This window comes from Streptomyces sp. NPDC051822 (assembly GCF_044452745.1).
GTDB lineage: Bacteria > Actinomycetota > Actinomycetes > Streptomycetales > Streptomycetaceae > Streptomyces.
On the sequence record NZ_JBITBZ010000008.1, the window covers coordinates 102,128 to 118,022 of the forward strand.

Genomic DNA, 15,895 nt, shown 5'->3' on the forward strand with positions numbered 1-15,895 from the left:
CCTGGATACGGCCGCCGCAGGTGCTCCTCCGGGAGGCCGCTGTCTAGGGTCGTGGGGTGATTCAGGTACCGGAGGAACTGGTCCGTTCGCAGGTGAAGTACAACGGGGAGGCCGGGCGGGCGTTCGTCGCCCGGCTTCCGGGGCTCGCAGGGGAGTTCCTCGGCCGGTGGGGGCTGCGGGTCACCGGCCCCTCCCTCCACGGGGTCGCGTCCCTCGTGCTGCCCGTCGAACGGGCCGCGGACGGCGCGCCGGCCGCGCTGAAGATGCAGCTTCCCGACCACGAGACCGAAGGCGAACCCGTCGCCCTGCGCGCCTGGGACGGGGCCGGGGCCGTACGGCTCCTCGACCACGATGCCGGTACGGGGACGATGCTCCTGGAACGCCTCGACGAGGCAAGGCCGTTGACGGCACTCGCCGACACCCGCGCGGCCGTGAGCGTCGCCGCCGGGCTCCTCGCGCGCCTCGTGGCCGTCCCCGCGCCGGCGGGACTGCGGACGCTCGGTGACATCGCGGCCGGAATGCTCGCCAGGGTGCCGGACGCGCTCGTACGCCTCGGAGCGGAGGACGCGGCGGTGCTCCGGGACTGCGTGGCGGCCGTACGGGAGGTGGCGGGCGAACCCGGGGACCGGCTGCTGCACTGGGACCTGCACCTGGGGAACGTCCTCGCGGGCGGGCGCGAACCGTGGCTGGCCATCGACCCGAAGCCCCTCGCGGGCGACCCGGGCTTCGAACTGCTGCCGCTGCTCATGGACCGCTTCGACCCCGACGACGTCCTGTGGAGGTTCGACCTGCTCACCGAGGTCGTCGGCGACCGGGGGCGCGCGGTGGCGTGGACGCTTGGCCGGGTCCTGCAGAACGGCCTGTGGGAACTGGCGGAGGGCGAACCGGGCCTCGACGAGGAACAGATGGCCGTGGCGCGGATCCTGCTGGACGGGAGGGCCGGGGGCTTCAGGCGGTCCTCGTGAGGGATTCCGTTCGCCAGGAGGGCCCTGTCCTTGGCAGGCTGCCCGCATGATCCGTACAGCCACGCCCGCCGACGTTCCCGTCATCCACGCCCTGATCCGCGACCTAGCGGAGTACGAGAAGGCCCTCGACGAGGTCCGTACGACCCCCGAGCAGCTCCACGAGGCCCTCTTCGGCGACCGGCCCGCCGCCTACGCGCACCTCGCGACGGACGAGAACGGCGAGGCCGTCGGCTTCGCGCTCTGGTTCCTCAACTTCTCCACCTGGCGCGGGGTCCACGGCATCTACCTGGAGGACCTCTACGTCCGCCCGGAGGCCCGGGGCGGCGGCCATGGCAAGGCGCTGCTCCGCGAGCTGGCCCGGATCTGCGTGGAGCGCGGGTACGAGCGCCTGGAGTGGTCCGTACTGAACTGGAACGAGCCGTCGATCGCGTTCTACGAGTCCCTCGGCGCCCGCCCGCAGGACGAGTGGACGGTCTACCGCCTGACGGACGGGGCGCTGGCGGAGCTGGGCGGGGGCGGGGTGTAGGAAAGAGCCCATGGATGACACGAATGACATGGGTACGGACATCGAGCAGCGGTTCCAGCGGATCACGGCCTTCATCGAGGCGCGGCTGACCCCGCTCTTCGACCCGGCGAACGGGAGTGACCACGGGTTCGGGATGGACGACACCTCCCGGGCCCTGCGTGCCACGCGCTACACCGTGCAGGCCGCGGCGGCCGTCAACGGCCTCGTGGAGAAGCGGGGGTCGGCGCCGGAGCTGCGCCAGGTCGTGGACCAGGCGCTGGAGCAGAACTGGGACGTGCTGCGTTCCGTCGCCCGGATGTGGGAGGACCACCCCGACTTCCTGAAGGAGTTCAAGGCGCACTCCTGGGACGTGGTCGGGGTCTGATCCCGTCCCGGTGCCGCCTCACGGCACCAGGACCACCTTGCCCGTCGTGCCCCTGGTCTCCAGGGCGCGGTGGGCGCCCGCCGCGTCGGAGAGCGGGAAGCGGTGGACCGCCGGGCGGAGGGTGCCGGTGGCCGCCGCTTCGAGGGCGGCGAGTTCGAGGTTGCGGACATCACCGCCCGCCTTCTGGATCATGACGGGGCCGAGGACCGACTCCGAGGTGATGCCACGGGCGGCGAGCTCCTCCGGCGTGAACGTGAGCGGTTCGCCGTCGCGGAGACCGGCGCCGGACCAGCCGAAGACGACGTGCCGGCCGCCCTTGCCGAGCAGGGCGACGGCGGCCCGGCCGGTGTCCCCGCCGACCGAGTCGTAGACGACGGTGGCGGTGCGGCCGTCCAGGTACGCGCGGACCTTCTCCGCCCAGTCGGGTTCCTTGTAGTCGACGGCCAGGTCGGCGCCGTTCTCCCGGACGAGCGCGACCTTCGCGGGGCCGCCGGCGAGGCCGATGACGGTGGCGCCGGCGTTCTTGGCGTACTGGACGAGCAGGGTGCCGATGCCTCCGGCGGCGGCCGGGACGATCGCGATCGAGTCCGGGCCGAGCGCCGTGAACTGCAGGATGCCGAGGGTGGTGCGGCCGGTGCCGATCATGGCGACGGCCTCCGCCTCGCCGACGTGGTCGGGCAGGGCGTGGAGGCGGGCGGCGTCGGTGACGGCGAGTTCGGCGTAACCGCCGGGGGCCATGCCGAGGTGGGCGACGACCCGCCTGCCGAGCCAGCCGGGGTCGGTGCCCTCGCCGAGGGCGTCGACGGTGCCGGCGACCTCGCGGCCGGGGACGGTGGGGAGCGCGGTGGGCGCGGGGAACGGGCCCGGCATCCCCTCGCGGAGCGCGGTGTCGAGGAGGTGCACGCCCGCCGCCGCGACCCGGATACGGACCTGGCCGGGGCCCGGCACGGGGTCGGGCGTCTCCTCGTACGTGAGGTTCTCGGCGGGTCCGAAGGCGTGGAGGCGGATGGCGTGCATGACGGTTCCCCTGTCATCGGCGGCGAGCGCGGGTCGTGATCGTGGTCGTGGTCGTGCGTGGGTCGCGCCCGAGTCCCGGTGGAGCATGGGCGGTGGTGCCAGGGGAAAGCCTCCGACCTCAAGCGGGCTTGAGGTCAAGCCCTCCTCAGGGCGCGGCTGTCCGCGCGCAGCGCCAGGGACACCGCCTCCACCGCGCTCGTGAACGACACCTCCGACAGGACACCGGGCGCCGCCACCTGGTCGCCCACCAGGTACACGCCGTCGCCCCTGTCGACGGCCGGCCGGTCGCGCCAGGTCGTGCCGGGGCGGTCCACCGCGCCCGTACGGCCCTGGGACACCGACTCCCGCCGCCACACCGTCCGTTCGCGCCAGCCGGGGAAGCCGAGGTCGAGGAGGCGTTCGGCGTGGGCGACGCCGTCCGCCTTGGCCGCGCCGGGGCCGATCGGCAGCTGGGCCTGGATCAGCTGCTGTCCGGCCGGGGCGAGCGTCGGGTCCTGTGCCGTGAACCGTTCGATCCAGCCGGGCGCGTCCAGGTCGGAGATCACGAACGGGTCGCCCCGCCGGCCGCGAAGCGCCACGTCGAGCAGGACCGTACGGCCGCTCTCCCAGGTCAGCGACGGGTCGCCGAGGAGCCGGGCCGCGGCCGGCAGGGCGGTGGCGACGATCACAGGCCCCTCGCCGAGCGGCAGGCCGTCGACGCGCGACGACGTCTCGATCCGTACGCCCGTCTCCCAGGCGCGGGCGATCATCCGCTCGATGAGCTGACCCCAGCCGCCCCGCACGTAGTGCGCCTCGGGCGGCAGGGCGGCGGCCCGGTGCAGCCGTTCCTGGACGAAGCGCGCGGAGAGCGCGCCGGGGTCGTGGTGGAAGAGCGCGACCCCGGCGTACGAGGCGGCCTCCCGCGCCACCCGCTCGCCCGCGATCCCGGCGGCCCAGGTGTGGAAGTCGAGGTCCACGGGGGCGTCTTGGGCGGTACGGAGGGACTGGCGCAGCATGCCGAGCGGCGGGGTGCGGCGCAGGGCGCCGGCGCGGTGGAAGCGGAACCGGAGGCCCTCCGCGGCGGGCAGCGGGGCCAGCGGGCCGAGGAGGCCGCGCTGCTTGAGCCAGGTCCAGTGGGGGCCGCCGCTGTAGATCGCGTGCGGGCCCTCGTTCGTGCGGTACGGGCCCTCGGCCGTGCGCGCCCGGCCGCCGGGGGTCCGGTGCGCCTCGTGCACGGTGACCCGGGTGCCGGCCTCGGCGGCGGTGATGGCCGCGGTCAGTCCGGCGAAGCCGGCGCCGATGATCGTGAGCTTCCGCATGTCCGTCTCCCTCGTGTCGGGTTCCGAGGGTGCGACGGGCGGCGGGGTCGCGTTCGTGACATCGGGGGCATTGTCAGTGGTGTACATCACCATGGGGGCATGGCGACGACGCGGGATCCGAAGAAGCGGGCGCGGGTGGCGGGGGCCCGGCGGCCGGAGGTGCGGCTGCCGCCGCTGGAGGCGTACGGGGGCGGGCTCGAGCCCGACGGGGACTACGACGGGCTGGAACTGGCCGGACTCGACCTGGCGGGGCAGTCGGGGGAGGGCGCGCGGTTCCTGGACTGCGCGCTGCGGGAGTGCGGGCTCGACGAGGCGCGGCTGTCGGGGGCCCGGTTCCTCGACTCGGTGCTGACCGGGGTCAAGGGGGTGGGGACGGTCCTGGCCGGGGCGCAGCTGCGGGACGTGGAGGTGGTGGACGCGCGGCTCGGCGGGGCGCAGCTGCACGGGGCGGTCCTGGAGAGAGTCGTGGTGCGGGGAGGCAAGAGCGACTATCTGAACCTGCGGTCGGCGAAGCTGAGGGACGTCGTCTTCGAGGGGTGCGTGCTGAGCGATCTCGACTTCGGGGGCGCGGTGCTCGAACGGGTGGAGTTCGTGGACTGTGTCCTGACCGGGGTCGACTTCACCGGGGCGCGGTTGAAGGACGTGGACCTGAGAGGGGTGCAGCGCCTGGAGATCGAGCGTGGGGTGGAGTCGCTCGCGGGGGCCGTGATCTCGACGGCGCAGCTCCTCGACCTCGCGCCGGTGCTCGCGGCGCGGCTGGGGGTGCGGGTGGAGGAGTGACGCCGGGGACGGGCCCTGAGGGGCCCCTACGGCAGGCGGGGGAAGCGGGCCTGGAGGGACCAGACGGCCGGGTTGTCGGCGAGGCCCTCGTGCATGTCGGTGAGGTCGGCGATCAGGTCGTGCAGGAAGTCGCGGGCCTCGCGGCGCAGTGCGGCGTGGCTGAAGGTGACGGGGGGTTCGTCGCCCGGCATCCAGTCGGCCTCGACGTCCACCCAGCCGAAGCGGCGCTCGAAGAGCATGCGGTCCGAGGACTCGGTGAAGTCGAGTTCGGCGTACTGGGGCTGGGAGGCGCGGCTGCCGCGCGGGTCCTGGTCGAGCTGCTCGACGATGTCGCACAGGGCCCACGCGAAGTCGAGCACCGGCACCCATCCCCAGGCTGTGGACACCTCGCGGTCCGCCTCGGTGTCGGCGAGGTACACGTCCCCGCAGAACAGGTCGTGCCGCAGGGCGTGGACGTCCGCGTGGCGGTAGTCGGTCTGCGGCGGGTCGGGGAAGCGACGCGAGAGGGAGTAGCCGATGTCGAGCACGGGATTGATGGTGTCACGCCCCCGGGCCGCGCTCGTACGCGAGGCCGGAGGCGTCGGGCCGCGCTCGTACGCGAGGCCGCGGGGGCATCGGCTCGCTTCAGCGGCGGCCGTGGACCGCCCTCGCCACCCGGGGGCCGAGCCAGCGCTTGAGGCGGCGCAGCGGTTCGAGCTGTTCGGCCGCCCGGTCGATCCGGTAGTAGAGCTGCGGCGGGATGTGCGGGAGCAGCGGTGAGTGGCGCTGGCCGAGGAGGGCGAACATCCGGGCCGGTTCGAGGCCCATGTAGCGGGGGAGGTTCTCGTACCACCGGGCGCTGTAGCGGGCCGCGCTCTGGGCGGAGACGAGTTCGGCGCGGCGCCGCCTGCCGTACGTGGTGAGGGCGGCGTCGAGGGAGGCCGCGTCGTGGCCGCCTCCCGGGCCCCGCAGGGCCTCCGCGAGGGCGAGGGCGTCCTCCAGGGCCAGGGTGGTGCCCGCGCCGATCGAGTAGTGGGTGGTGTGGGCGGCGTCGCCGAGGAGGACCAGGTTGCCGTGGTGCCAGACCCGGTTGGTGAGGGTGCGGAAGGTGAGCCACTGGGCGGCGTCGTCGGCCCGCTCCCGGCCGATCAGCTCGTGCCCGTCGAGGAGGTCGTGGAACAGCTTCTCCAGGAGGCGCAGGCTGTCGCCCTCGCCGCGCGTGTCGAGACCGAGACCGGTCCACGTCTCCCGCGAGCACTCGACGACACAGGTGGAACGCTCGCCGCTGAACCCGTAGGCGTAGCACCAGATCCAGCCGTGCTCGGTCTCCTTGAAGGCGAAGCTGAACGAGTCGAAGACCTTGGTGGTGCCGAGCCAGATGTACTGGTTGCGGCCGCTCGTGACCTCGCTGCCGAAGTGCCCGGCGTGCGCCTCGCGCAGCACGCTGTTCACGCCGTCGGCGGCGACGACCAGGTCCGCCCCGGCCAGTTCGGGAGCGTCGGGGCCGGAGATGTCGTGCTCGAACTCCACCCGTACGCCCAGCTCCCCGGCCCGGTCCGCGAGCAGCGCGAGCATCCGCCGGCGGCCGATGCCGAAGCCCGCGTCACCCCGGTGGACGGTCCGCTCGTCACGGACGATCGCGACCCCGTCGTTCCAGGTCACGGACGCCTCGGCGACCGCCGCCGCGGACTCGGGGTCGCCCGCGCGCAGTTTGTCGAGGAGCCCCGCCCAGTACGTCACGCCCCAGCCGTACGTGGAGCCCGCCGGGTTCCGCTCGTACACGGTGACGTCGTGCGAGGGATCCTGCCGCTTCAGCAGGATCGAGAGGTAGAGGCCGGCGGGGCCGCCGCCGACGATCGCGAGCTTCACGTGCGCTCCCACTGAGAACCGGGGCATGGCATGACGCCATGCGGTCGAGCAGTAGCGCACAGTAGCAGTGGCGGAGGCGGCGCGTGCCGGACGCCGCGAGCCCGGCGATCCGTATGACACGTCCTACGGGAGCAGGCGGCGCTCCCTACGGCAGCAGGCGGCGCTCCTTGGCGACCGCGACCGCGCCCGCCCGCGTGTCGACGCCGAGCTTCGCGTAGATCCGGCCCAGGTGCGTCTTCACCGTCGCCTCGCTGATGAACAGCGCCCGCGCGATCTCGCGGTTGCCGAGGCCGCGTCCCAGCTGGCCGAGGATGTCCCGCTCCCGGTCCGTGAGGCTCGGGGCCGCCGCGCCCCGCATCCGGTCCATGACCCGGCTGGCGACCGGCGGGGAGAGGGCGGTGCGGCCCTGGGCGGCCGAGTGGATCGCGGCGAACAGCTCCTCCGGCCGTTCCGCCTTCAGGAGGTAGCCGGTCGCGCCCGCCTCGATCGCGCGCGTGATGTCGGCGTCCGTGTCGTACGTGGTGAGGACGAGGACGTGGACGCCGGTCGGCGCGATCAGGCGGGTCGCCTCCACGCCGTCGATGCCCGCGCCCAGCTGGAGGTCCATCAGGACGACGTCGGGCTTCAGCTTCGCCGCCATCGCCACCGCCTCCTCACCGCTGCCCGCCTCGCCGACCACCTCGATGTCGGGGGTGCTGCCGAGCAGCGCGAGCAGCCCGGCGCGGACGACGACGTGATCGTCGCAGAGCAGGATCCGTACGGACATCAGGACTCCAGGGAGAGCGGGATCGCGGCCGAGAGCACCGTGCCCTCGCCCGGGGTGGACTCGACTGTCAGGGTGCCGCCGAGCTGCCGCGCGCGCACGCCCATCGCGGGCAGTCCGTGGCCGCGCACCCCGCCGGGCTTCGCGGCCGGGTCGAAGCCGCGGCCGTCGTCGGCGACGTCCAGGACCACCTGGTCGTCGAGGTACGTGAGGGTCACGGCGGCGGATTCGGCTCCGGCGTGCTCGCGGATGTTCGCGAGGGCGCCCTGCGCGATGCGGAGCAGCGCCGACTGCACCCGTTCGGGCAGCGGCACGGCGGCCCCGTCGACCCGGAAGGCCGCCGACTCGCGGGTGGCGAGGCCCCGCAGGGCCTCTTCGAGGCCGCCGCCCCCGGCGAGGTCGGCGGGCGCGAGGTCGTGCACGAAACGGCGGGCCTCCGCCAGGTTGCGTTCGGCGATGGACTCGGCGGTACGGACATGACGGCGGGCGGTCGACGGGTCGCTGTCCCAGGTGCGGTCGGCCGCCTGGAGCAGCATCTGCTGGCTCGACAGGCCCTGCGCGAGGCTGTCGTGGATCTCCATGGAGAGCCGCTGGCGCTCGGCGAGGGTGCCCTCGCGGCGCTCGATCGCGGCCAGTTCGCGCCGGGTGCGGATCAGGGCGTCGATCAGCGCCCGCTGGCGGGCCGCCTGCCGGTCGGAGTACACGAACACCCCGGTGGCGATGGCGGCGACGGCCGGCGGCGCCACGATCAGGTTCGGGTCCCAGCCGCCGTGCGCCAGCTGCACCTGCGCGAACACCACGAACGCGGTGAGCAGCGTGACCAGGCCGAGCGCGGCGCGCGCCGGGAGGGTGCGCAGGCCCGTGTAGAAGAGCGGCACCGCGCACCACGCGAAGCTGGGGGCGAGGACGACCAGGAGGATCCAGACGGCGACGACCGTACTCAGCCAGGCGATCCGGCGGGGCGCGGCGCGGGTGCCGACGACGGGGCCGAGGAGGTAGAGGGAGGCGAGGGCGCCGGAGAGGGCGACGATCCAGGGGCTGCGGTCCTCCCAGGGGTGGCGCAGCAGGAAGCGGGCGAGCGAGGCGCCGAGGAGGAGGAAGAACGCGATGTGCATGACCCGTGCCAGCCAGGGGGCGTCGGGGTCCCGCTCGGTCTCCGCCGGGCGGGCCGCGGTGCCGCCGCGCTGTGCCTTCGGCCGTGTCACGTCGTCGCCCTCCTGTCCTTCTGCCCTTCTGGTGCTTTCCCCCCCCTTTGACCTGGGGATATCAGTCCATCCTGGCCCGGAGGGACCACGACGGCATCAGCCGATCGGCTGACCCGGCCGTCCTCCAGTGTGCGCGAGGAGGGCAGCCGGACCGTGGACCGGACGGCCCTGGTTCCGGCCACAGGATGGATGTCAGAGCGAACGAGGCGGACGAGCCGCCCCACCGCTCGGCCCCCGGGCCTCAAGGCCCGGTCACGGCGCTCAAGCCTCCGGCTCACGGCCCCACGGCCTGCCGCCTCACCCGCCCCACCTCCTCACCCTCACGGAGTTCCTCATGAAGAAGATCCTCTTCGGCGCCACCGCCGCCGCCGTCCTCGCCGCCGGCACCTTCGGCGCGGTCTCCGCGAACGCCTCCGCCCCGGCCGCCGCCCCCGCGGCCGTCATGGCCGACGCCGCCAACGGCAACCTGCAGCAGTCGACGCACCTGACGATCGAGGCCGCCACGAAGGCCGCGCAGGCCACTCTGGACGCCGCCGAGAAGGAGAACCAGCGCGTCTCCGTCGCCGTCGTCGACCGCAACGGCAACACCCTCGTCACCCTCCGCGGCGACGGCGCCGGCCCGCAGTCCTACGAGTCCGCCGTGAAGAAGGCCTTCACCGCCGTCTCCTGGAACGCCCCCACCTCCGAGCTGGTCAAGCGCCTCACCAACGCGCCCACCCTCAAGGACATCCCCGGCACCCTCTTCCTCGCCGGCGGCGCCCCCGTCGCCACTGGCAATCCTCAGGGCGCCCCCATCGCCGCCATCGGCGTCGCCGGCGCCCCCTCCGGCGACCTCGACGAGAAGTTCGCCCAGGCCGGAGTCGCCGCCCTCGCGAACTGACCCACGGCCCCACGACTGGTGATGGCGCCCGGATCCCCCGCCGGGCGCCATCGCCTTTTCCGCATCCGGCCTGCTTAGGATCGATGTGTGAACCACAGCCGGCCCCGAGCGGCCGCGTCCCTGGCCGCCGCCCTCACCGCCCTCGCGCTGCTCGCGGGCGGCTGCACCGCCGGGGCCACCGGCGGCGTCCGGGGGGCGCCCGGGGCCGCCGGGCTGCGCGACCCGTACTTCCCGAAGCTCGGGAACGGCGGCTACGACGTGCGGCAGTACGCCCTGACCCTCTCCTACGACCCGCGCAGCGGACGGCTCGACGGCACCGCCGAGATCACCGCCCGCGCCACCCAGGACCTCAGCGCCTTCAACCTCGACCTCGCCGGGCTCACGGTCGACGGGGCGTCCGTCGACGGCACGACGGCCGCGGTCAACCGAGCGGGGAACGAGCTGACGCTCCGGCCGCGCCAGGAGATCCCCGAGGGCAGGGAGTTCCGGACGACCGTCACGTACGCGGGCGTGCCCGAGCCCGTCACGGACGCGGACGGCACCCGCGAGGGCTGGCTGCGCACCGACGACGGGGCGGTCGCCGTCGGCCAGCCGTCGGGCTCGATGACCTGGTTCCCCGGCAACCACCACCCCTCCGACAAGGCCGCGTACGAGATCACCCTCACCGTCCCCGCCGGTCTCGAAGCACTCTCCAACGGCGTGCGAACCGCCCGCCGGACGGGGAAGGACGGCCGCGTGACGACTGAGTGGCACGCACCCGAGCCGATGGCCAGCTACCTGGCGACGGTCGCGATCGGCCGGTACAGGACGGAGGCCTCGACCGCCCAGGGCTCGGCGGCCCCCGCCCCGTCCGGCTCCCTCCCCGTCCTGACCGCCGCCGAGCGGTCCGTCGCCGCCCGCAGTGCCGCGCTCCTCGACGAGATCCCGAAGATCCTCGCCCGGCAGACCCGCCGCTTCGGCCCGTACCCCTTCTCGGCCGCCGGGGCGATCGTCGCCGAGGACGGGACCCTCGGCTACGCACTGGAGACCCAGACCCGGCCCGTCTTCCCCGCCGCCTCCTTCGACCGGACGACCCTCGTCCACGAGCTGGCCCACCAGTGGTTCGGCAACTCCGTCACCCCCGCGAGCTGGCGGGACCTGTGGCTGAACGAGGGCTTCGCGACCTACGCCGAATGGCTGTACGCGGAGGAGTACGAGCACGTCCCCGCGCGTGCCACCTTCGCCCGGGAGTTCGCCCAGGACATCAACTGGTCCTTCCCGCCGGCCGCCCCGCCCTCCGCCGAGAACCTCTTCGACCCGCCCGTCTACCAGCGCGGCGCCATGGTCCTCCACAAACTCCGCGAGACCGTCGGGGACAAGACCTTCGACGAGATCCTGCGCGGCTGGCCCGCGAAGTACCGTCACGCCAACGCCTCCACCGCCGACTTCACGGCCTACGCGGAGAGCGTCGCCGGGAAGGACCTCGACGGGCTGTGGAAGGTGTGGCTGTACGGCGACGGGAAGCCGAAGAAGCCTTAGCCGCCCGCCCGACAGCACCGAACCCCGGAGGGACCCCGTGGAAACGTCCGTACAGAAGCGCGTCTCGGCCTACGCGATGGCCGTCGAGCGCGACCGGCTGCTCCTGGCCCGGCTCTCGGAGGCCTCGCCCGTCTTCGAACCCGGACTGTGGCACCTGCCCGGCGGCGGCATAGACCCCGGCGAGCAGCCGGTGGAGGCGCTGGCGCGCGAGCTGTACGAGGAGACGGGCCGCGCTCTCGCCGGTGCCCGGCTCGTCGACGCCCGGACGTACGCCGCCCACCGCAACGGCGTGTCCTGGCAGTTGGTGGCCCTCTTCTACGCGGTGGAGCTCGCGCCCGGCGGCCCGCTCGTCGTCACCGAGACGGAGGGCAGCACGGAGGCCGTCGCGTGGCGTCCGCTCGCCGGGCTCACGGCGGCCGAACTGTCCCCGGCGGCGGCCGACGCGCTGTCCCTGATCGGTGTCAGCGCAGGCTCTTGCGCATGACGACGCACGGGCGGCCGTGCGTCAGGTCGGGGCGGCGGCCCGTCTCCTCGTAACCGAGGGAGGACCAGAAGGCGAGCGCCTTCGGGTTGTTCTCCAGGACGGCGAGCCGGAGGCCGGTGCGGCCCTCGGCGCGGAAGCGGTCCTCGGCGTACGCGGCGAGCCGGCGTCCGTGGCCCGCGCGCCGCTCGTCCGCGTGGACCATGAGCAGCCCGAGCCACGGCTCGGGTTCCGCCGGGTCGGGGTGGCGGCCGAGGATCACGGCGAGGGCCACGAGCCGGCCCTCGGAGCGGGCGAGGAGGACCTCGGCGGTGGGCCGGGAGAGCTCGTCGGCGAGGGCCGCCGCGACCTGCTCGGGACGGATGTCGGAGGGGTCCGGGAAGTCGCCGCTGAGCTGCTGGAACTCCTCGTCGGACGCGTAGAGCGCGGTGATTTCGGTGAGCAGCGCGCCGGGCAGCGCCGCACCGTCCTCCAGGGCCTTGGGCACGAGGGCTTCGACGATCACGCGGCAAGGGTAGAGCCCCGGCGGGCGATCCCGGCCGGGGCTCTACGGGGTGTCCTACGGATACGTCAGGAGCTGACGCGTCCTACGGATACGTCAGAGGCTGACGCCGAAGTCGCGGGCGATGCCCTCCAGGCCCGAGGCGTAGCCCTGGCCCACCGCGCGGAACTTCCACTCCGCGCCGTTGCGGTACAGCTCGCCGAAGACCATGGCGGTCTCGACGGCGGCGTCCTCGGAGAGGTCGTAGCGCGCGAGCTCGGCGCCGCCGGCCTGGTTGAGGATGCGGATGTACGCGTTGCGCACCTGGCCGAAGTTCTGCGAGCGGTTCACCGCGTCGTAGATGGAGACCGGGAAGACGATCTTGTCGACGTTCGGCGGGAGGGCCGCGAGGTTGACGTTGATCTGCTCGTCGTCGCCGCCGCCCTCGCCGGTGCGGTTGTCACCGGTGTGGACGATGGTCTGGTCCGGCGTCGACTTGTTGTTGAAGAAGACGAAGTGCGCGTCGGACGCGACCTTGCCCGCGCCGTCCACGCCGATCGCGGAGGCGTCGAGGTCGAAGTCGGTGCCGGTGGTCGTGCGGACGTCCCAGCCGAGGCCCACGGTGACAGCGGCGAGGCCCGGGGCCTCCTTGGTCAGAGAGACGTTGCCGCCCTTGGACAGGCTCACAGCCATGGAAAGTCCCTTTCATCGTGATGTCCGTCGCCTGGAGGAACGCGTGCGCGCCTCCGGCGGTTCCCGAATGTTCCCGTCGGGGGTGTGGCGAAAACAGGATGACTCCGATGGCCCCCTGCGGGGAACATGGAGGGCATGTCCGGTCCCTATCCCGTTCGCGGCTCCGTCTCGCTCCCCGAGGCCGAGCTCCAGTGGCGTTTCTCGCGTTCGTCGGGCCCGGGCGGACAGCATGTGAACACCAGCGACACGCAGGTCGAGCTGCGCTTCGACCTCGCGGCCACGTCCGCGCTGCCCGAGGTGTGGAAGGCGCGCGCCCTGGAGCGGCTCGCCTCCCGCCTGGTCGACGGCGTCGTGACGGTCCGCGCGTCCGAGCACCGCTCCCAGTGGCGCAACCGCGAGACGGCGGCGGTCCGCCTGGCCGCGCTGCTCGCCGAGGCGACGGCCCCGCCGCCGAAGCCCCGCAGGGCGACGAAGATCCCGCGCGGCATCAACGAGCGGCGGCTGCGCGAGAAGAAGCAGCGGTCGGAGACCAAGCGCACCCGCCAGTCCCGCGACTGGGGCTGAGCACTTTTCAGGAGCTTCAGGAGCTTCAGGATCGTCAGACCTTCAGGACAGGTGCCGGTACTTCCCCTGGTAGTACGTCAGCGGGCCGCCGGTCGCGGTCACGGCGCCGACCGTCAGGACCCGGCCCACGACGAGCGTGTGGTCGCCGGCCACGACACGGCTCTCCGTGCGGCACTCCAGGGTCGTGAGCGCGCCGCCCATGAGCGGGGCGCCGCTCACCTCGCCGCGGGTGTACGGCAGGTCGGCGAAGAGGAGCCGGTCGCTGACCCGGTTCTTCATCGCGAAGCGCCCCGCGATGTGCCGCTGGCCCTCGGAGAGGATCGACACCGCCCAGACGGGGACGTCGGTGAGCAGGTCGTCCATGCGGGAGCCCTCGCGGAGACTGACCAGGACCAGGGGTGGTTCGAGGGAGACCGACATGAAGGCGGTGGCGGTCATGCCGACGTCCTCGCCGCGCGGGCCGTCGTCGGGATCGTGCGCGGTCACCAGGACCACGCCCGCCGCGAGGCGGGACATCGCCGCCCGGAAATCGTCGTTGCTCACCCCCTCAGCATGAGGGATCGGGATGCGAGCGACGCCCGTCCCCGGAGGGTTCGCGCGACCCGCCCTGAACTGCTGTGACTTGAGTCACAGAGGCGAGTATTTGCTGACCCTGTGTACCGGGTGCGCAGCTCGCTGTGATTCAGTGGCAGGGACAGTGCAACACGAAGCCGATGAGAACCCTGGAGTTGCTGTCGAGGTCTCGGGGAGAGCGAGCGATGGAGACCGAGTCGGAGCCGTACGTCCGTCTCTCGACCCTGCGGCAGCTGCATCAGGTCGTGGCGGATCTCAACACTGCGCGCAGCCTGGCGGACACCCTGCAGACCGTCGCCGACGGTGTCGTCGCCGGTCTCAACTACGAGCTGGCCTGCGTCAACCTCGTACGCCCCGACGGTGACCTCGTCGTCGCCGCCTTCGCCGGAAGCACCGCCGCCGAGGCCCTGATCACCGGCCGCGTCGGCTCCCGCGAGGCCTGGGAGCGGCGCCTCTCCATGGCCGACGCCTGGGGCGACCTGCGGTTCATCCCGCACACCGAGGGCTGGGTCCTGATGGAGGACGACGTCCCCCAGTGGCACACCGACGGCCCCGCGCCCCGCTTCGAGGACGAGTGGCACCCCCACGACCGCCTCTACGCCCCCATGTACGCCTCCGGCTCCGGCCGCGAACTCCTCGGCGTCATATCCGTCGACCGTCCGCGCAACGGCCGGCACCCCGGCCCCTGGGGCCAGGAGGCGCTCCAGATGTACGCCTCGCAGTCGGCCATCGCCATCAGCAACGCACGGCTCCGCTCCAACATGCAGCGGGCCCTCGTCCGGCTCGAAAGGGAACAGCAGGCCCTCCGCGCCAGCGAGGAGTCCTTCCGGCAGGCCTTCGAGTACGCGCCCTCCGGCATGGCCATCGCCGAGATGGGCGGCGACCAGCACGGCCGGCTGCTCCGCACCAACGACGCCCTGTGCCGGCTCCTCGGCCGGCCCGCCTCCGTCATGCGGCGCTACTCCTTCGCCGACCTCGTCCACCCCGAGGACATAGGGACCCTGCTCAGGACCTCCGCCGAGGGCGGCCGCGCCGAGCTGCGGCTCGGGCGGCGCGACGGCACCTACGTGTGGGTGTCCCTCCGCAACTCCGTCGTCGCCGACACCGCCGACGGCCCCCGCTTCCTCCTCACCCACGTCGAGGACATCGAGGAGCGCAAGCGCCACGAGCTCCAGCTCGCCCACCGTGCCTCGCACGACGCCCTCACCGGCCTCCCGAACAGCGCCGAACTGCGCTCCCGGCTCTCCGCCCGGCTCTGCGAGCGCCCGGCGGCGGCGGGGGACCAGGCCACGTACGCCCCCTACGCCGGTTACGAGGCCCAGCGGGAGGGCGGCACGTACGAGACCGGTCACGGCGGCGGCTACGACCCGTCGTACGACTCCGGCTACGAACCGCGGCCGTACGAGCCCGCGCACGAGCACGGCTTCGGTTTCGAGCCGGCGGGCGGTGCCGGTCCTTACGACCACCACGTCCACACCGTCGCCCCCTCCAGCGGCGAGACCGACGACGGCACCAAGGGGCTCGCCGTCCTCTTCTGCGACCTCGACGGCTTCAAGTCGATCAACGACCGCTTCGGCCACCACACCGGTGACGCCGTCCTCATCGAGGTCGCCCGCCGGCTCACCACCGGCGTGCGCGACGGGGACACCGTGGCCCGGCTCGGCGGGGACGAGTTCGTCGTCCTCGCCGACGGCCTCGGCGCGGCCGACGCCGCCGACCTGGCCGTACGCCTCCGCAACGCGATCATCCCGCCCATCAGGGTGGACGGGCGGGCCGTCCGGGTCGGCGCGAGTTTCGGCATCGGATGGGCCGAGTGCGGGATGACGGTGGAAGAGGTCCTGAACTCCGCCGACCAGCGGATGTACGTGGAGAAACGCTCCCGCGCCAAGGTCCACCGCCGCGCCGGCTGAGGCCCTTGACACGCCCGGGGCCGCTTCGG

The 15,895-nt window shown here is 73.4% G+C and carries 18 protein-coding genes; 9 read left to right on the top strand and 9 right to left on the bottom strand.

What is annotated here, in order from left to right; all coding sequences use genetic code 11:
* The first annotated feature begins 56 nt into the window (after positions 1-56).
* From ACIA8N_RS23785 to ACIA8N_RS23795, 3 genes are read left to right on the top strand one after another with little or no spacing between them, the layout of a single operon-like run.
* The gene (locus ACIA8N_RS23785) at positions 57-965 is read left to right on the top strand and encodes an aminoglycoside phosphotransferase family protein (RefSeq protein ID WP_365783049.1); all 909 of its coding nucleotides are present in this window, start codon (positions 57-59) and stop codon (positions 963-965) included.
* A 46-nt stretch (positions 966-1,011) separates the two neighbouring features.
* On the top strand, positions 1,012-1,491 hold the full coding sequence (locus tag ACIA8N_RS23790) for a GNAT family N-acetyltransferase (RefSeq protein ID WP_365783047.1): 480 nt from the start codon (positions 1,012-1,014) through the stop codon (positions 1,489-1,491).
* Positions 1,492-1,501: 10 nt separating this feature from the next.
* Entirely contained in the window at positions 1,502-1,855 is a 354-nt protein-coding gene (locus tag ACIA8N_RS23795) for a hypothetical protein (protein ID WP_365783045.1), read from the top strand.
* Between the two features lie 18 nt (positions 1,856-1,873).
* Here ACIA8N_RS23795 and ACIA8N_RS23800 read toward each other — a convergent pair whose 3' ends face one another.
* Together ACIA8N_RS23800 and ACIA8N_RS23805 are read right to left on the bottom strand one after the other, a co-directional pair.
* Positions 1,874-2,872 (bottom strand): zinc-binding dehydrogenase, encoded by a 999-nt coding sequence (locus ACIA8N_RS23800; protein WP_365783043.1) that lies wholly within the window; start codon positions 2,870-2,872, stop codon positions 1,874-1,876.
* 134 nt (positions 2,873-3,006) lie between these two features.
* The gene (locus ACIA8N_RS23805; RefSeq protein WP_365783041.1) at positions 3,007-4,170 is read right to left on the bottom strand and encodes an NAD(P)-binding protein; all 1,164 of its coding nucleotides are present in this window, start codon (positions 4,168-4,170) and stop codon (positions 3,007-3,009) included.
* Between the two features lie 99 nt (positions 4,171-4,269).
* Between ACIA8N_RS23805 and ACIA8N_RS23810 the strand changes: the two genes are divergently transcribed.
* Positions 4,270-4,950 (top strand): pentapeptide repeat-containing protein, encoded by a 681-nt coding sequence (locus ACIA8N_RS23810; RefSeq protein ID WP_365783039.1) that lies wholly within the window; start codon positions 4,270-4,272, stop codon positions 4,948-4,950.
* A 26-nt stretch (positions 4,951-4,976) separates the two neighbouring features.
* On the opposite strand, the gene ACIA8N_RS23815 is transcribed toward ACIA8N_RS23810, so the two are convergent.
* The 4 genes from ACIA8N_RS23815 to ACIA8N_RS23830 all read right to left on the bottom strand — a co-directional run bounded on the left by ACIA8N_RS23815 (position 4,977) and on the right by ACIA8N_RS23830 (position 8,676).
* Positions 4,977-5,477: a hypothetical protein gene (locus ACIA8N_RS23815; protein WP_030556354.1), complete on the bottom strand. Its 501-nt coding sequence runs from the start codon at positions 5,475-5,477 to the stop codon at positions 4,977-4,979.
* 97 nt (positions 5,478-5,574) lie between these two features.
* On the bottom strand, positions 5,575-6,825 hold the full coding sequence (locus ACIA8N_RS23820; RefSeq protein ID WP_365783037.1) for an FAD-dependent monooxygenase: 1,251 nt from the start codon (positions 6,823-6,825) through the stop codon (positions 5,575-5,577).
* Between the two features lie 118 nt (positions 6,826-6,943).
* Positions 6,944-7,564, bottom strand: coding sequence for a response regulator transcription factor (locus ACIA8N_RS23825; protein ID WP_365783035.1), 621 nt, complete (start codon positions 7,562-7,564; stop codon positions 6,944-6,946).
* Entirely contained in the window at positions 7,564-8,676 is a 1,113-nt protein-coding gene (locus ACIA8N_RS23830; RefSeq protein WP_365783217.1) for a sensor histidine kinase, read from the bottom strand. The genes ACIA8N_RS23825 and ACIA8N_RS23830 overlap by 1 nt, the downstream gene beginning before the upstream one ends.
* Before the next feature lie 424 nt (positions 8,677-9,100).
* On the opposite strand from ACIA8N_RS23830, the gene ACIA8N_RS23835 reads away from it, so the two are divergent.
* The 3 genes from ACIA8N_RS23835 to ACIA8N_RS23845 all read left to right on the top strand — a co-directional run bounded on the left by ACIA8N_RS23835 (position 9,101) and on the right by ACIA8N_RS23845 (position 11,648).
* On the top strand, positions 9,101-9,646 hold the full coding sequence (locus tag ACIA8N_RS23835; RefSeq protein ID WP_399416778.1) for a heme-binding protein: 546 nt from the start codon (positions 9,101-9,103) through the stop codon (positions 9,644-9,646).
* Between the two features lie 87 nt (positions 9,647-9,733).
* Positions 9,734-11,164, top strand: a complete 1,431-nt coding sequence (locus tag ACIA8N_RS23840; RefSeq protein ID WP_365782462.1) for a M1 family metallopeptidase — start codon at positions 9,734-9,736, stop codon at positions 11,162-11,164.
* Between the two features lie 37 nt (positions 11,165-11,201).
* A complete protein-coding gene (locus tag ACIA8N_RS23845) occupies positions 11,202-11,648 on the top strand; it encodes an NUDIX domain-containing protein (protein WP_365782464.1) in 447 nt (148 codons plus the stop codon).
* Here ACIA8N_RS23845 and ACIA8N_RS23850 read toward each other — a convergent pair.
* The gene (locus ACIA8N_RS23850) at positions 11,626-12,150 is read right to left on the bottom strand and encodes a GNAT family N-acetyltransferase (RefSeq protein ID WP_365782466.1); all 525 of its coding nucleotides are present in this window, start codon (positions 12,148-12,150) and stop codon (positions 11,626-11,628) included. The two genes, ACIA8N_RS23845 and ACIA8N_RS23850, sit on opposite strands and share 23 nt — an antisense overlap.
* Positions 12,151-12,243: 93 nt before the next feature.
* Positions 12,244-12,819, bottom strand: coding sequence for a TerD family protein (locus ACIA8N_RS23855; RefSeq protein WP_030218636.1), 576 nt, complete (start codon positions 12,817-12,819; stop codon positions 12,244-12,246).
* A 126-nt stretch (positions 12,820-12,945) separates the two neighbouring features.
* On the opposite strand from ACIA8N_RS23855, the gene arfB reads away from it, so the two are divergent.
* Entirely contained in the window at positions 12,946-13,383 is a 438-nt protein-coding gene (gene arfB, locus ACIA8N_RS23860) for an alternative ribosome rescue aminoacyl-tRNA hydrolase ArfB (protein WP_365782468.1), read from the top strand.
* 42 nt (positions 13,384-13,425) lie between these two features.
* On the opposite strand, the gene ACIA8N_RS23865 is transcribed toward arfB, so the two are convergent.
* The gene (locus tag ACIA8N_RS23865; protein ID WP_365782662.1) at positions 13,426-13,950 is read right to left on the bottom strand and encodes a flavin reductase family protein; all 525 of its coding nucleotides are present in this window, start codon (positions 13,948-13,950) and stop codon (positions 13,426-13,428) included.
* 191 nt (positions 13,951-14,141) lie between these two features.
* Between ACIA8N_RS23865 and cdgB the strand changes: the two genes are divergently transcribed.
* Positions 14,142-15,866: a diguanylate cyclase CdgB gene (cdgB, locus tag ACIA8N_RS23870; protein ID WP_365782470.1), complete on the top strand. Its 1,725-nt coding sequence runs from the start codon at positions 14,142-14,144 to the stop codon at positions 15,864-15,866.
* The last annotated feature ends 29 nt before the right edge of the window (positions 15,867-15,895 follow it).

What these genes read in the sequence shown, in the direction of transcription:
- ACIA8N_RS23790 (WP_365783047.1), top strand. Translation starts at nt 1,012, where the DNA reads ATGATCCGTACAGCCACGCCCGCCGACGTTCCCGTCATCCACGCCCTG.
- ACIA8N_RS23795 (WP_365783045.1), top strand. Translation starts at nt 1,502, where the DNA reads ATGGATGACACGAATGACATGGGTACGGACATCGAGCAGCGGTTCCAG.
- ACIA8N_RS23800 (WP_365783043.1), bottom strand. Translation starts at nt 2,872, where the DNA reads ATGCACGCCATCCGCCTCCACGCCTTCGGACCCGCCGAGAACCTCACG.
- ACIA8N_RS23805 (WP_365783041.1), bottom strand. Translation starts at nt 4,170, where the DNA reads ATGCGGAAGCTCACGATCATCGGCGCCGGCTTCGCCGGACTGACCGCG.
- ACIA8N_RS23810 (WP_365783039.1), top strand. Translation starts at nt 4,270, where the DNA reads ATGGCGACGACGCGGGATCCGAAGAAGCGGGCGCGGGTGGCGGGGGCC.
- ACIA8N_RS23820 (WP_365783037.1), bottom strand. Translation starts at nt 6,825, where the DNA reads ATGCCCCGGTTCTCAGTGGGAGCGCACGTGAAGCTCGCGATCGTCGGC.
- ACIA8N_RS23825 (WP_365783035.1), bottom strand. Translation starts at nt 7,564, where the DNA reads ATGTCCGTACGGATCCTGCTCTGCGACGATCACGTCGTCGTCCGCGCC.
- ACIA8N_RS23830 (WP_365783217.1), bottom strand. Translation starts at nt 8,676, where the DNA reads ATGCACATCGCGTTCTTCCTCCTCCTCGGCGCCTCGCTCGCCCGCTTC.
- ACIA8N_RS23835 (WP_399416778.1), top strand. Translation starts at nt 9,101, where the DNA reads ATGAAGAAGATCCTCTTCGGCGCCACCGCCGCCGCCGTCCTCGCCGCC.
- ACIA8N_RS23855 (WP_030218636.1), bottom strand. Translation starts at nt 12,819, where the DNA reads ATGGCTGTGAGCCTGTCCAAGGGCGGCAACGTCTCTCTGACCAAGGAG.
- arfB (WP_365782468.1), top strand. Translation starts at nt 12,946, where the DNA reads ATGGAGGGCATGTCCGGTCCCTATCCCGTTCGCGGCTCCGTCTCGCTC.
- cdgB (WP_365782470.1), top strand. Translation starts at nt 14,142, where the DNA reads ATGGAGACCGAGTCGGAGCCGTACGTCCGTCTCTCGACCCTGCGGCAG.